At 43.4% G+C, this 14308-nt stretch carries 14 protein-coding genes; 6 read left to right on the top strand and 8 right to left on the bottom strand.

Going from position 1 to position 14308, the window contains the following annotated elements; translation table 11 throughout:
• The first annotated feature begins 118 nt into the window (after positions 1 to 118).
• From ACFQ1G_RS09660 to ACFQ1G_RS09650, 3 genes are all read left to right on the top strand, one after another.
• Entirely contained in the window at positions 119 to 2431 is a 2313-nt protein-coding gene (locus tag ACFQ1G_RS09660) for a M28 family peptidase (RefSeq protein WP_380739030.1), read from the top strand.
• Between the two features lie 55 nt (positions 2432 to 2486).
• Positions 2487 to 3296 (top strand): NAD(P)H-binding protein, encoded by an 810-nt coding sequence (locus tag ACFQ1G_RS09655; protein WP_380739028.1) that lies wholly within the window; start codon positions 2487 to 2489, stop codon positions 3294 to 3296.
• Positions 3297 to 3811: 515 nt separating this feature from the next.
• Positions 3812 to 5332 carry a tetratricopeptide repeat protein gene (locus ACFQ1G_RS09650; RefSeq protein WP_380739027.1) on the top strand — a complete coding sequence of 507 codons (1521 nt, stop codon included), beginning with the start codon at positions 3812 to 3814 and terminating at the stop codon, positions 5330 to 5332.
• 222 nt (positions 5333 to 5554) lie between these two features.
• On the opposite strand, the gene ACFQ1G_RS09645 is transcribed toward ACFQ1G_RS09650, so the two are convergent.
• A complete protein-coding gene (locus ACFQ1G_RS09645) occupies positions 5555 to 6445 on the bottom strand; it encodes an RluA family pseudouridine synthase (RefSeq protein ID WP_380739025.1) in 891 nt (296 codons plus the stop codon).
• A gap of 184 nt (positions 6446 to 6629) precedes the next feature.
• Between ACFQ1G_RS09645 and ACFQ1G_RS09640 the strand changes: the two genes are divergently transcribed.
• Positions 6630 to 7190, top strand: a complete 561-nt coding sequence (locus ACFQ1G_RS09640) for a helix-turn-helix domain-containing protein (RefSeq protein WP_380739023.1) — start codon at positions 6630 to 6632, stop codon at positions 7188 to 7190.
• A gap of 95 nt (positions 7191 to 7285) precedes the next feature.
• Complete coding sequence (locus ACFQ1G_RS09635) at positions 7286 to 7531, top strand: hypothetical protein (RefSeq protein ID WP_380739021.1); 246 nt, start codon at positions 7286 to 7288, stop codon at positions 7529 to 7531.
• Positions 7532 to 7736: 205 nt separating this feature from the next.
• Here the strand turns inward: ACFQ1G_RS09635 and ACFQ1G_RS09630 are convergent, their stop codons facing one another.
• Together ACFQ1G_RS09630 and ACFQ1G_RS09625 are read right to left on the bottom strand one after the other, a co-directional pair.
• Positions 7737 to 9086, bottom strand: coding sequence for a PQQ-like beta-propeller repeat protein (locus ACFQ1G_RS09630; protein WP_380739019.1), 1350 nt, complete (start codon positions 9084 to 9086; stop codon positions 7737 to 7739).
• Between the two features lie 189 nt (positions 9087 to 9275).
• Positions 9276 to 10247 carry a hypothetical protein gene (locus ACFQ1G_RS09625; protein WP_380739018.1) on the bottom strand — a complete coding sequence of 324 codons (972 nt, stop codon included), beginning with the start codon at positions 10245 to 10247 and terminating at the stop codon, positions 9276 to 9278.
• 138 nt (positions 10248 to 10385) lie between these two features.
• Between ACFQ1G_RS09625 and ACFQ1G_RS09620 the strand changes: the two genes are divergently transcribed.
• Positions 10386 to 12020, top strand: a complete 1635-nt coding sequence (locus ACFQ1G_RS09620) for a hypothetical protein (protein ID WP_380739016.1) — start codon at positions 10386 to 10388, stop codon at positions 12018 to 12020.
• A gap of 49 nt (positions 12021 to 12069) precedes the next feature.
• Here ACFQ1G_RS09620 and ACFQ1G_RS09615 read toward each other — a convergent pair whose 3' ends face one another.
• The 5 genes from ACFQ1G_RS09615 to ACFQ1G_RS09595 are packed head-to-tail and all read right to left on the bottom strand — an operon-like array spanning position 12070 to position 14251.
• Positions 12070 to 12531, bottom strand: coding sequence for a GNAT family N-acetyltransferase (locus ACFQ1G_RS09615; protein ID WP_380739014.1), 462 nt, complete (start codon positions 12529 to 12531; stop codon positions 12070 to 12072).
• 23 nt (positions 12532 to 12554) lie between these two features.
• Positions 12555 to 12875, bottom strand: a complete 321-nt coding sequence (locus tag ACFQ1G_RS09610; RefSeq protein ID WP_380739012.1) for a hypothetical protein — start codon at positions 12873 to 12875, stop codon at positions 12555 to 12557.
• Positions 12872 to 13267: a DUF2255 family protein gene (locus tag ACFQ1G_RS09605; RefSeq protein WP_380739010.1), complete on the bottom strand. Its 396-nt coding sequence runs from the start codon at positions 13265 to 13267 to the stop codon at positions 12872 to 12874. Before ACFQ1G_RS09605 ends, ACFQ1G_RS09610 begins: the two co-directional genes overlap by 4 nt.
• Entirely contained in the window at positions 13257 to 13640 is a 384-nt protein-coding gene (locus tag ACFQ1G_RS09600; RefSeq protein WP_380739008.1) for a lipocalin family protein, read from the bottom strand. Before ACFQ1G_RS09600 ends, ACFQ1G_RS09605 begins: the two co-directional genes overlap by 11 nt.
• Before the next feature lie 59 nt (positions 13641 to 13699).
• Entirely contained in the window at positions 13700 to 14251 is a 552-nt protein-coding gene (locus tag ACFQ1G_RS09595) for a hypothetical protein (RefSeq protein ID WP_380739006.1), read from the bottom strand.
• Between the last annotated feature and the right edge of the window lie 57 nt (positions 14252 to 14308).

Below are 14308 nucleotides of genomic sequence, written 5' to 3'. Positions count from 1 at the left end.
TAATTGTGAAACTATAAAATAGTCAAAAATTGCCTTTTCCATACATTTCTTAATAATAATTTAAGAAATGATCCTTAAGCCCTTCATTAGTTGTACTTCTTTTAAATATATTTGAGTTATGTCAGAAAAATTACAGCTTCCCGTTTCTTTTCTAATCCTGGTCGCGGCCGTGTTTTGGAGCTTCTACGGAACCAAACCTCATGTTGATCTCAACCGGGAAATCCCCGCGACCGAATTTTCCACCGCCAGAGCTTTTCGGCATGTGGAAGCCCTGTCTCAACATCCGCATTATGTGGGGAGTGATGAGCACATCGAGGTTCGCAATTATATAATCAACGAATTACAGGACATGGGCCTGCTGGTGCAGACCCAGGAAGGCTGGTCTGTGAACAAGCACGGGACGGTCACCCGCCCCCGCAATATCCTTTCCCGCATAGAAGGTTCGGGTGACGGTAAAGCTCTTTTACTGCTCACGCATTACGACAGCGCCATGCATTCTTCTTATGGGGCCAGTGACGCGGCCAGCGGCGTCGCCACCATCCTGGAAGGCATCCGCGCCTATTTGGCCACAGGCGTGAAACCGGTGAATGACATCATGCTGGTATTTACAGATGCCGAAGAGCTTGGCCTCAACGGGGCCGATATTTTCGTGGAAGAACATCCCTGGGCAAAGGACGTGGCTCTCGCGCTGAACTTTGAAGCACGAGGCAGCGGCGGAAATTCCTTCATGCTGCTGGAGACCAACGGGGGAAATAAGGCCCTGCTGGAACAATTTTTTGAGGCCGATCCGGAATTTCCCGTCACCAATTCGCTGGCCTACAGTGTCTATAAAATGCTGCCGAATGACACCGATCTCACGGTGCTGAGGGAACAGGGAGAAATCAGCGGCTTCAATTTCGCCTTTATAGACGACCACTTTGATTATCATACCGCCCGTGACCTGCCCGAAAATCTGGATGTCAATACGCTAGCCCACCAGGGCAGTTACCTGATGCCTATTTTAAATTATTTCGCCGGTACCCCGTTCAAGGAAATGAATTCTGAAGAAGACCTGGTGTTCTTCAATGTGCCGGCCTTTCAAATGCTGCATTATCCCTATTCATGGATCTTTCCGTTGCTCCTCCTGGCGACGATCGGTTTCCTGGCATTGCTATTCTATGCCGCCGGCAAGGACCTGCTTTCAATAAGGGGAGTGCTTAAAGGTTTTGTTCCTCTATTGGTCTCTTTGTTGTTAAGTGGCGGACTCGCTTACGGGCTGTGGAAATTCGCGCTTTTCCTGTACCCCCAGTATACCGAGATGGAACACGGGTTCACCTACAACGGCTACTATTACATCGCCGCGGTGATCTTCCTGGGGCTAAGCATCTGTTTCTACACCTATAATTACTTCCGGAAAGAGGAGAATAAGGCAGCCTTTTTCGGGGCCCCGCTGTTCTTCTGGCTCTTTATAAGCGCGCTGGCAGCCTTCTTTCTCAAAGGCGCGTCTTATTTCGTGATTCTCGTGCTGGTAGGACTGCTGCAGTGGTATCTCCTGCTGAAAAAGCCAAAATTCAACCTGTTCGCTCAAAGCCTGTTAAGCCTGCCTGCCATTTTTATCCTGATGCCTTTCGTGGTCAGCTTCCCGGTTGCCCTGGGCTTGAAAATGCTGTTTCTGGCCGGAATACTCACGGTTCTGCTATGGGTATTGGTTTGGCCGGTATTTTCCCATTATTCAAAACTTCAGTTGCTGGGGTTCCTGAGTTTTTTAAGCTTTTTGACGCTCTTTGTGATCGCTCATTTCAAAGCCGATTTTTCTGCGGAAAGACCCAAGCCCAACAGTTTGGTATATCTCCTGGATGAGGAGTCGGGCGTGGCGACCTGGAATTCCTATGACACCCAACTGGATACCTGGAACTCGCCCTATTTTGAAAATGCTTCCGAAGCAGGCGTAAAAACCGAATTCAGCAGCAAATACGGCACTTCCTTTAAACATACCGCGGTTGCTCCGAAAGTGGAAATTTCGAAGCCTTTCGTCGGAATTGAAAGGAAAGCTTCCCTGGATCCTGACCTGGACAGCTATTCGGTAAAGATCGCTTCCAACCGTGATATCAACCGCATAGAGCTGTACGCCGATAAGACCATTGGTTTTGAGAACATGACCGTAAATGATAAACCGGCGCCAGATCTTCAACCCGGTGAAAGCAACTTGAACGTGTTCAGCCTTCGCTGGAGTGACCGACTGCTGGAATATTACCCGGTGAACCGCGACACCTTGAGAATGGAAATGAGCGTGGAGAAAGGAACGCATCCTGAGATCACCATGTTCGAGGCCGCTTACGACCTGTTTGATAACCCAGAGCTGCACGTGAAATCACGCGGGGAAGACATGATCCCAAGACCGTTCGTGCTCAATGACGCCGTGATTTTAAAACGTAGTTTTGTACTGGAATAACTTTGTCAATTAGCCGTGGGCCAACCGACAACTGATAACTTACAACAGAGAACTGATGAAGAACATTTCGATTTTAGGCACCGGCTGGCTGGGACTTCCCCTGGCAAAAACGCTGTTGAAGAAAGGGTTTTTTGTGAAGGGTTCCACCACTTCTCAGGACAAACTTTCCCAATTGCAGGCTGAAGGCATAGATCCCTATTTGGTTCGGGTGAAGCCTGAAGGAGTGGAGGGAGAGGTTTCCGAATTTTTAGAGGGGACAGACGTGCTGATTGTCGACATCCCGCCGGGACTGCGAAAAGATCCCGACCTGGATTTTTCGGGAAGCATTCAGAAACTGGCTTCAGAAATTGAAAAAGTGGCCATTAAAAAAGTGTTATTCATAAGTTCCATTTCGGTGTATGAGGAGACCGAAAGTTTTAAGATCTACACCGAAGACTCGCAGCCCAACGCCACTTCCCGAAACGGAAGCGAACTGGCCAATGCTGAAAAAGTCCTGCTTGGAAACAACTCTTTTGAGGCCACGGTGCTGAGGTTCGGCGGACTAATAGGAGCAGGGAGGCACCCGGTGAAGTACATGGCCGGCAGGAAGAACCTTTCCAATCCGTTGGGCCCGGTGAATCTTATCCACCAGGAGGATTGTATCGGGATTATTATTAGCCTGCTCGAAAAGGACATTTTCGGGGAGGTGTTCAACGCGGTGTATCCGCTCAATCCGCCTAAAGAAGAGTACTACCGTAAGAAAGCCGGAGAAGCCGCACTAGAACTTCCGGAGTTCGATCACTCAAAACCTTCCGTGGGCAAGATCATTTCAGCCTCCAAAGTGAGGCGGGAGCTGGAGTATGAGTTTAAGACAAATATCAGTTAACAATCATTTTGTACCACGGCTGTCAAACTGAGCCCGAGGCTTCAGCCGAGGATTAGTCGAAGTTCTTTTTGGTAGGACTTCTTACTTCTTAGCAAGCTTCGACCTTTCTTTATGTTTGCCTTGCGGCCGCAAAAAGGCTCAGCCTGACATACTGTTCTCCTGCAAACGAGCCCAAATGTGTTTCCCGAACCGATCCAAATATCTTTATGAACTTCTTCGGAAGGGCTGTCTGTGTATTAAGGCTTTTTTTGGTCATCAGGTTATTTCTGCATATGGTCAGGAAATTAAATTTTTGAGTTTAAAATGTGAATTTGAAATTTAAGACCAAGAACCAAAAAATGAGGACGAAATATCGGTGAGGATATTATGCTTGAAATTTTCCTTAAAAGAGTGAAGATTAAACCTACAAAAAGTACCAGATTTATTTAAGCTATTAACCCAATAAAAATTAGTTATTAACTGAAAATCATTAACTTAGGTAGAATAGATGTTGTACTAACCAAATAATTATGACTATGTTTTATATCAAAAAATTGCCAATTTACATTTTCCTGGTAGCAATAGTTTTTGTTGCTGGCTGTAAAGATTCTGAAAAGGAACCGGAAACAGAAGTTGAAACCGATTATGCTGGAAATGAATTACCCGTTAACACCGATTCTGAAGAGGCCATGGAGGCCTTTAAGGAAGGACTGGAATATTTCGACAATGGAAGTTCCAGGAAGGCTCGCACCAAGTTTGACGAAGCACTGGAACATGACCCCGATTTTGTATCGGCTCAAATGTATAGGACCTATGCTGCCAATTCTGCCAAAGACTGGGCGACAAATCGTGAGAAATTCATGGCCATGCGTGAAAAGGCTAATGATGCCGAGGTCATGATGATGGATGCGACGGAAGCCGGATTAAAAAGTGACACGGACCGGGAATTGAAGATCAGCAAAAAAATGGTGGAGAAATATCCAAAATCTGCCCGGGCCCAGGATAATCTAGCCATTTATTACAATGGTAATGACCAGGAAGAAAAGGCAAGAGAACACTGGAAGAAAGCTTTGGAATTGAATCCCAAATATGTTCCGGCGATAGCAAGTTTAGGAGTTTCCTATTTATTTGATTCACCAAAGGATAAGGACCAGGCCAAAAAATACTTCGACATGCTCGTAAAAACGGCTCCTAACAGTCCTCGATCACATATTTTATTGGGTGATTATTACCGTGATCAAGACCAGCTGGACCAGGCGCTGGCGAGCTATGAAAAAGCGGCCTCACTGGACCCTCAGGATGAAGTGGCTTTGGCAAAATCCGGTCATGCCAATTCAATTCTCGGTAATTATGAGGAAGCCCGTAAAAATTTTAAGGACGCCCGGGAAGTAAGTGAATTTGGAACAAATTTTTCGGCTGAAGCCAATACTTTTGTTTACGAAGGTAAATCAAAAGAAGCACTGGCCTTTCTTGACGAGGGAACCAAGTCGCTGGACAGCTTAAATGTACCTGAAAGCAATAAGACTATCGGTAAATTTCAGGCTGCTATTACGGCTGCCCATATTGCCATGCATGATGGAGACGCTAAACGCATGGAGAAAATCGTAAATGATCTGAGACCAATATCAAAGCAACTGGCCAGTGATGCCAATAGTCCCAGCGTGACAGCAAATCAAAATGCCCTCATGAATTACTGGGACACCATGGTACTGGTAACCAGCAAAAAATATGATGCCGCCAAGGAAAAAGCGGAATCGATCAAAAAAGCCGTAGACTCCCTCAACAGTCCCGATAAGTTAGAGCCTTACCACCGGGCTTTGGCTATTATTAATTACAAGATGGGCAATATTGAAAAGGCTGTGGAACACATCGACCAGACCGATGAAGATTATATTCACGATAAGTATTGGAAAGCCAAAATTTACGAGAAGGCCGGAAATACCGAAGAGGCAATGGCCTTATATCAAGAAATTGCAGAAGAAAGGTTTAATTCTATTGAATTTGCTTTGATCCGGGCTGAAGTTGATCAAAAAGTAGGTAAGAACAAAACCAGTTAAACCCGGGTTATACTTTAATTTAGAAGGCCTTCAACATGAGTTGAAGGCTTTTTTTAACTCCATATTCAAAAATAATAGATCCGGTAGATAAAATGTACCGGCGTCGCGAAATTATTCCTTTAAAGATCAGGCTTCGACCTTTCTTTTTGTTTGCCTTGCGGCCACAAAAAGGCTCAGCCTGACAATCTGAAGAAAGATCAGGAGGTTATTTTTTATTAACTGTTAGCCTTCATTCGAGCCTAAACTTGTTTCCTGAACCGGTCCAAATATCTTTCTAAACTTCTTCGGAAGGTCTGTCTGTATGTTCAAGTTTTTCCCGGTAAAAGGATGTTCGAACCTGAGGCTGCCGGCATGCAAGTAAAGGCCTTTGCCTTTCAAAATGAGGCCTTCGAGTCCGTATTCTTTATCCCCTAAAATGGGATTTCCAAGGCCCGACAAATGTTTCCGCAGCTGGTGTCTTCTTCCGGTCTGGGGTTTTAACTCGACCAGGTTGAGGTAACCGAATCTTTCCGAAGTTACCTTTTCCAGTACGCGGTATTCTGTAAGGGCACTTTTACCGTCGACAGGCGTGGAGATGTTACCGAAGGAGAACATTTCTGCGATGCATACCGCGTAATAGGTCTTTTCCACCTGCTTATCCTCGAAAAGCTTGTTAAGGGCACGGATGGCGCTGCCGGTTTTGCCGGCCAGTAAGATGCCCGTAGTGGCAAGATCAAGCCTGTGAACGGGCCGGGGAGTAGCGGCATCGGGAAGCTTGCTGGGTCGCAGGTTTTGGGGCAGGGCATTGGCCAGGGTCTTGAAACTGTTGCCGCTAACCACGATGCCCGCAGGTTTGTATACCAGCGCCAGGTGCTCGTCTTCGAAAAGGACCTCGAGCGGAAAAACCAGTTTTTTATTGGTAGCCTTGGCGGGAGGCACTTCCAGCCGGATGTTTTCCCCGCCGGTGATCATCGTTGCCGTGCTCCCCGGTTTCCCATTTACCGTTATATACCGCTTCTTCAGGGCCTTTTTGAGCGCCGACTTTGTGGGGAATTCCCGGAAGATCCCCACGCCGTATTCCTGCAGCCGGATAGGTATGACTTCTTCAGGAACTAAATGGGTCTCGGTTTTCACTCAAAAGTGGAATTATATTAGGTTCCTGAAAGGTATGAAATCTTTCCCTGTGGGGAATATTATGGAGGAGACAGGAACATAATTGAATTACTCTTAGTTCTCTATTCCTTCATTCTTTAAAGCTGTACACGTGCTGAATAACTTATCTTTAAGGTATTGTAAATCAATAAAATAATTGTGATCCATGAAGCTCTATATTAAATACATGGTTAGTTTGAGATGTAAGCTCATGGTAAAATTGGAATTAGAAAAGCTGGGGATCGAATACACAAGTCTGGAGTTGGGGATGATCGAAATAAAAGAAAACATCCAAAAGGAACAACTTCAGCAGTTGAAACAGAACCTCGCCGTTTCAGGTTTGGAATTATTAGAAGATAAGAAGAGTATATTGATCGACAGGATCAAAAATGTGATTATTGAAATGATACATGTTTCGGAAGAGGTGCCAAAAGTGAATTATTCAGAGTTTATCAGTGAAAAACTGGGCTATGATTATACCTATTTATCCAACCTCTTTTCCGAAGTGAAAGGGGTTACCATACAACATTTTATCATTAAGCATAAAATAGAAAAAGCTAAAGAACTCATCCTGTACGATGAATTGAATCTTACCGAAATAGCATACAGGTTGCACTACAGCAGTGTGGCTCATTTATCGAACCAGTTCAAAAAAGTTACCGGTCATACCCCTTCTTATTATAAGAAATTAGGGAAAAAGAGAAAGGGAAACCTGGAAAACCTGTAACATATGTAAGCTTGATTTTTACTTATGTAACATATTAAGAGGGGTTTAGGGTCATCTTTGTGCCAGTGCAATTAAGTACTCGTTAAAATTGAATTATGGAAACCAAGAAAAAAGAAAACCAAACAATGCCGAATGAATCTTTTAAAGTTAAAGGAGATTGGGACAAACAATCTAAAGCTTTAAAAGCAAAATATCCAAAACTGACTAGTGAGGATGTGAAATTTGAAAATGGGAAAGAAATAGATCTGATCAAAAGGATCGAAACCAAATTGGATAAAAAACGCAATGAGGTTATTGATATTTTGAAAACCAACCAGGAAACCGTTGCAAAGGCTTCTTAGGTGATCAAAAGTTCTGAATTAATATAAAATGCAACTATCCGGCACTTCTTCTCGTAAAGAAAGATGGCTCGTGAATTGTAAATCCAACCAAAATGTTCCGAATGATATTTTTCGTCCGGCATAAGAAAAGCAGGCTTTAGGGCCTGCTTTTTTATTTCCATTTTTTAAGGATCTTTCAGGTATAAGGCTGCTCGGGGTCTGAACGTTACTTTTTATCTGTGATCGCGTAGACATGTCCGTCCGAGCTTCCGAAGTAAATGACCCGGTCTGAGATCACAGGGGAAGACACGATGGCTCCTGTGCTGCTAAAGATCTTTTCCATCAGGCTTGAAAGGGCAGGCATGTCCCTAATGTCCTTTGTCAGTACTTTATACTTTTCCTTATCGAGGCCTCCGCCGGCATTGAACAAATGGATGGTATCTTTCCTGGCGCCCATGGTCTCGAACTCCCATTTGATATCTCCTGAAGTCAGTTCGATGCCATATAACCTGCCGTTCGCAGAACCTATGTAAGCCATTTCCCGGTCTATGGCGGGGCTCGAAAAGGTATACGCTTTGGTATCGACCGCGTAGTTGATATCTCCCGACTTCCTGTCAATTGAAAAAAAGCTGAAGGAATCGGAGGAACCGGTATAGATGTTTTTAGGTCCTACGGCCGTGGAACTCGGCATCCAGGACCGGTTAAACTCATCGGTTATCCATATTGGTTTCCCGGTTTCAAGGTCCAAAGCGTAGAATTTCGCGTCCCTGGAGCCTATATAGACTGTACTATCATCAATAGCGGGTGAAGCCTGTACGCCATGCCAGATGTAGGATTTAAGATCCTTACCGGTCTCGAATTTCCATTTTTCCTTTCCGGTGCTCGCGTTCAGGCAATAGACATTACTGTCCCAAGAGCCTATAACCAGGGAATTGCCCGAAATGGCAGGTGAGGAGTGTACACTGCCACCTGTTTTGTAACTCCAGATCTTTTCTCCCGTTACGATATCCAGGGCATAGATATTCGAGTCACTGGACCCGAAATAGACTTTATCTCCCTTCACGACAGGCGAGGAGAGATAGAAGTCCCAGAAATCTGGTTTGAAGGATTTGTTGAAATAATCTTTTACCAAAAACCTGGATTCTCCCTGGGTTTTGAACTTCCAAACGAGCTTACCATCCTCCCGGTTCAAGGCGTAAAAGAACCCGTCATAGCTCAAGAACATCACTTTGTCTTTGGTTACCACGGGCGTGGAATTGACGGCGCCGCCTGTTTCGAATTCCCATAGCACTTTCCCGGTACCTGCGTTTATCGCGTAAAGACGGTTGTCGCTGCTCCCAATATATACCGTGTTGTCAAAGATTACCGGTGAAGAGATAACCTGTCCTCCCGTTTCAAATTTCCAGAGTATTTCTGGTTCGTCCTTTACAGAAGGAGAATCATAATTTCCCGTATGTTCCTGGTTTCCCAGGAACATTTTCTTCTCCTTAAGATACTTTTCGTTGCAGGAATAAAAAATAAATAGCAGAAATAGAAGGCTTAAAATCGGACTGGTTCTTAAAATGAATTTTTTCATCAGATTTTCTATGCAGGATGTGAACGAAATAGTGGGTAATAAATGTAAATTTATTAAAATCCCGCTAAAAAAAACCAATAGAAAGAAAGCTTACCTTCCTGAAACAACAAATCGATTCAAAAGAATAAAACTCCCGATTCAGCAATGAGCAAGAATAAAACTGCACGGTGAAAGAGGTGTGCTATGTGCCTAGATCTGGCATTCTTCGCCTGCTACCTGCTCTATGGTTGGATTATAAAGGTTCTGATAGGCGTTAAATCCTGTCCAGCCTTTAGAAGTCAGGGTTTGAAGACCACAGAAATTACCCAAAGAAGAATTATTTGATACTGACATCGACATATTTACAGGCCTTTCCAGAGTCTCAAGTCCGTCTAAATTTTGAAGACTTGCGTTGTAGCCAATATTAAAATTCTCTACTTCTTTAAGTCCGGTTAATCCATTAATGTTTTCAAGGCTTGAATTATGACTTATAGAGAATCTTTTTACCTGTTGAAGTCCAGCCAAATGCAGGGATATGAGATTGTCGTTATGAAATAAAGAAAGGTCGGTCACTGCAGGAATGTTAGATAAGCCTGTGGTAGAGGTAATTCCCGTTTGGTTAAGAGTTAAATATTCTACCGGATGCTGAATATTACTGAGAGCGCTTAGATTATTCAGTTTTTCAAGGTCCCTCAGTTCGAGGTTATAGGTTACATTGGTAACTCCTTCCAGACCTGCCAGGCTTTCGAGTTTTGGGCTTAACCTGATGTCTAATTGTTTCAACTGCCCGGTTATTCCTCTTAAACCTCTAATTTCCATAAGATGTGGGTTGTTGATCAACGAAAGGTAAGAGTCGTCTTCAAGATCTATGTTCTCAAGGCCATCCAGATCCTCCAGGCTTGTCCCAATGATAACAATGTCACCTCTCACGCTTGTAAGGCTGCTAAGGCTGCTTAGATTAGTAATGGGATCTGAAGATGTCTCAACTCCAATGATTAAATTACCTGTAATGACGGTAAAGCCTTTTTCGCCGAAATCTTCTACTTCGGTCTGTGTTGTAAGACTTTTATGGTTGTTGAAGTATTTTTCGGCAGGTTCAGGATTGGGTTCTTCTGAAGGACTTTCAGAACTACATGAAAATAGAAAAAATGCAAGAAAGAGGGATAAAAACGAAAATTTCATTAAAGGTTTTTAAAACGGTTAATACTATGTAAGGAGGGGAAGATATAGTAAAATTCTTACTTTTGAAAAAATTCAGGAATTAGTACTCAGGTCTGTCAATTTGTGATGAAGGCGTAAAGTAACAGAGAACAACATAAAATGATCAAAAATGGTTTTTTAATCCTCCTTGTGGGGATCGTTGTGGGATGCAGTCCCGAAGAGAAAAATGGAAATGAACCTGAACCGCAGAACCCTCTCACAGGTATTACCGCTGAAATCCTTACTCCAAAACAAATTCGCGATTATTCCTTTCATAATGCAGAGGAACCTTTACAAGGTTATGAAGGTGTATTCGCTGATCCTGGGAAGGAATTGTCCTTTACGGGAGCTGTTCAAATTGAACATTCGGGGGACGCACAGGCAGAGGAAATGCCTCCTGTTGAGGTGGTGTGGAGAAGCAATATAGACGGGATACTCTTTCAGGGAAGGCTCGAAGATAATGGAGATACCAATCTTCAGAAAAAGTTATCCAAAGGTATTCATACCGTTTTTCTCGAAGCTTCGATTCCCGGAACTACTTTTACCGCAAAAGATTCAATAATATTATCCAACAGCATAGAACTGCGAGCAGAGAATACCGGTAGGTCTGTACGGTTGCATTGGTCAAAATACCAGGGAGAAGATTTCATCTCTTATTTGATATACAAACAGGATTACACTCCTGTTGCCGAAATTACAGATATTAATACTTTAGACTACCTGTTGACCGGTGGGAACTCCTTCATTGCAGAACATGAGTACCAGGTAGTGGTACGAACGACAAGGCCGCATGATCATCCTGTTGGAAGCAATATTGCAAAGCAGCATGCCGGGATATTTTTCATGTTCCCTCATTTTGTGCATAAAATTATAAAGGATCCTTTGCGTCAAAAGGTATATGCTATAGTAGGCCCTCAATATTCTCATTATGATTCCACCACTTTCGGACTCCTTATAATCGATGTTAAGGAGAATACCTTTGAGATCGAATCACATATTTTGCAGGATCGAAAATTTGCCGACCTGGATATTTCTCCAGACGGGCAATATCTTTTCCTGGTACAGAAGAATGTTGACCAAATAACTAAATTAGACCTTGACCTGCTCGAGGCAGAAACCTTCGTGACCAACACCAATAGCTGGGGATTCCATAAGATTGAAGTGGGTCTGAACAGTACTCTTTATTGTCACAGAAACCCTCCTACTTCGGGCAGCTCCTCCTTCTGGATCTACAATGGAGATAGCGGAAAACTTATAAGCAGTAATACCTCCGGTTTAAGACACGGGGATATTGAATATAACAAGAATAACAGCTCCCTTTATGGAGGGGAAAGTAACACCAGTAGTGGCAGGATGCATAGGTTTTTAGTAGATGGTTATTCTATTAATTGGGACAGGGATTATCCTTCATGGCCAGAATATGCTGCTTATCCTGAGCCCTATATTTTTCTTTCAGATGACAACCAATACATACTTTGGGAAAAGTTCCAATTGGATCTCGGTCTCAATTTGATTAGAAGTTTCGAAGAAAAAATGAAAGCTGCAAGTCCAGGCAATAAATTTCTTGCAACTTTTGAAGCACTTTATAACTTTGATGACCTGGAAATGGTCTGGAAATATCCTCAGTTACCTACTGGAGATATTTCGTCAATGGTATTCATAGATGATGAAACAGTGGTCCTTGCCAGGGCAGAAAATACCGGGGTGAATCAGGAAGAATATACCTATTTCTTTAAAATTAATCTTGCGGAGTAGAAAGCTTTTTATTTAAGTCGAAGTGTTTTGCAATCTGGCTTAAGGAAGCCTACAGCCCAGGGTGCTTTTCAAAACATCTGCTGCTAGCCACTTCCTTGTATTGGCCATAATTCGGGATGAGCTGATAGGAGTTCTTTTCATACAGCCTGATGGCTTCCGGTTGCCTGATCCCGGTTTCCAAAATGCACCTGCTATAAGAGAGTTCTGTGGCCCATTCTTCCAGTTCTGAAAGGATCAGGGAAGCGATCCCTTTTCCGCGGCTTTCCGGAAGGGTGTACATTCTCTTCACTTCCATCGTGTATTTATCATACTCCTTGATGGCGCCTGGCAGTTCATTGTCATAGGCCACCACCGCGTGCCTGATCGTATCCAGGTTATTGTATTGGGCGAAGAACGCGTGATCCTTGCCGTCCCTTCTTGCCAGGTCCTGGTCCAGAAACTTTACAAGAGCTCTGAAATTTGGGTCATCTGAGGTCGTTCTCAGAATTTTGATAAGGTTGCGGTCAGGCATAGTGATCTATTGTGAGGATGGGCTCAAGGGTTTTTAATGAGCCTTTGCAGACTGTCATTTTGGAAGACGAAAGTAAGATTGGCCAGCCGAATGGTATCTGCTTCGGCATCCGGGATTTCATATAAGAGATGTTTTTCCAGCGCGTGAAGTACCTGTTGCTTTGGAATTGGCGCACCTTCCAGCATCTGAGTAATGGCTTCCAGTTCCCTTTCTTTTACGGAATGGTCATCCCGAAGATAGGTAAGGGTCACGCCCTGGTCAAGAACAGCATACGCGCCGAGGCAGGTGACCGCGATCAACATAAAAAAGCATGCCCAGAAGGCTGTTTTCCAGGGGTGCTTCATGCTTCTCTCACGAAAAATTCCATGGTATGATCGAAGTATTCTGGTTGGGAGATGCCCTGGGAATATGTGAGATTTCCCGGCTGGTCATATTTGCGCAGGTAGGCCTCGCTGATCTTTGGGTTGATCGGGTCATCCGGACTTAGCTTCTTCCCGCTTACCTGTAGCACGCGGTCGCCGGTTTTGATCTCGCCCACGCCGGTGTTGAGGAATTCTGTGAACCAACTTTTCGCGCTTTTGTTCCAGCTCCTGGAGAAGACGCGGCCGTCTACCGTGACCATCCAGATTGGTAAAAAGGTTTCTCTCGTGGTACCTCCCTTGATCTCGACCAGGGTGTGGTTTGATAAATAAGTGTAAAAGTCTGCGGGGAACATGGGTATAAAATTAGTTTTCATTAATTCTTATCAACACGAACTCGCCTAATCCAAGTTTTAAGGTCAGTTCTTTTTCGGTAGCCTTCAGGATCTTGAACTCTGTTGGTTCTCCCTCCATTCCTAATAAGATAATACCTTTTGAATCTGAACTTAATTTCCATTCCCCGGTTTCCTTTTCACCCATCATTGATGTTTCAAAAAGGCCATTGGGGTGAAATGAAAATTTCCATTTATCAATCACTTCTGCTTCTATATAAGCTCTACCGGCTTCATCTATTTCTTTGTTCAGGGCATCTTTAAAAACCCAGTTTCCAACTATGAGGTCGGATCTTTGTGCATTCACACTAAATGCCAGGGTTAACAATAATAAGATGAGGAAGGGTTTTGTTTTCATTGTTTTGGAAATTTGTAAAAATTGATCTAGAAAGAACTGTAATTTTTTTGGCAATAATTTTACCTTCTTCTGGACCTGATCTTTGGACTATACACTGTAAAATTCAAATCAGTTTCTTCTTTAATGGTGTGAACCGCCTGTTGAGCCATTTCTTCATTATTCACCTCAAATAATAACTTTTTTTTAGTGTGATTTTCATTGAGAAGAAATGCTCTTTGAAGTCCTACCGAATATGCTTTGTCTGGATCTGCAGCCGAAGCAAACATGAATTTCTGTTTTCCCCGAAACTTTAGAATACTGATATCTGTCATTCCAGCCATATCTACCTTTTTCCTGTACCAGGGTTTTTTAAATATGAATTTGGATGTGAATAACTGGTTATCGTCAATGACAACCCCGTTTTTGCTTAAAAGAAGTAACATTATATACAGAGATAAGGGGAAGAGCATTAAATAGACATAATCCCAAACGCTAATCCCAATTTTATTAGCTGGCCCCAGCAAAAAGGCTAATAACACCAGCGACCCAATGAAGAAGGTCACTATAAACAGCAGGATCAAAACTAATTTTTGATGTGCCTGGAAATTCGATTTTAAAATTATTTTTGTCATGGGAGGTGAATTATTGTCGACGCTGCCGGTTAACGCAGGTGATGTAATTGAAGAACG

Source organism: Salinimicrobium gaetbulicola (assembly GCF_042676025.1).
GTDB lineage: Bacteria > Bacteroidota > Bacteroidia > Flavobacteriales > Flavobacteriaceae > Salinimicrobium > Salinimicrobium gaetbulicola.
The sequence above is the reverse complement of the archived record's forward strand: the minus strand, read 5'-3'. Positions and strand labels throughout refer to the sequence as shown.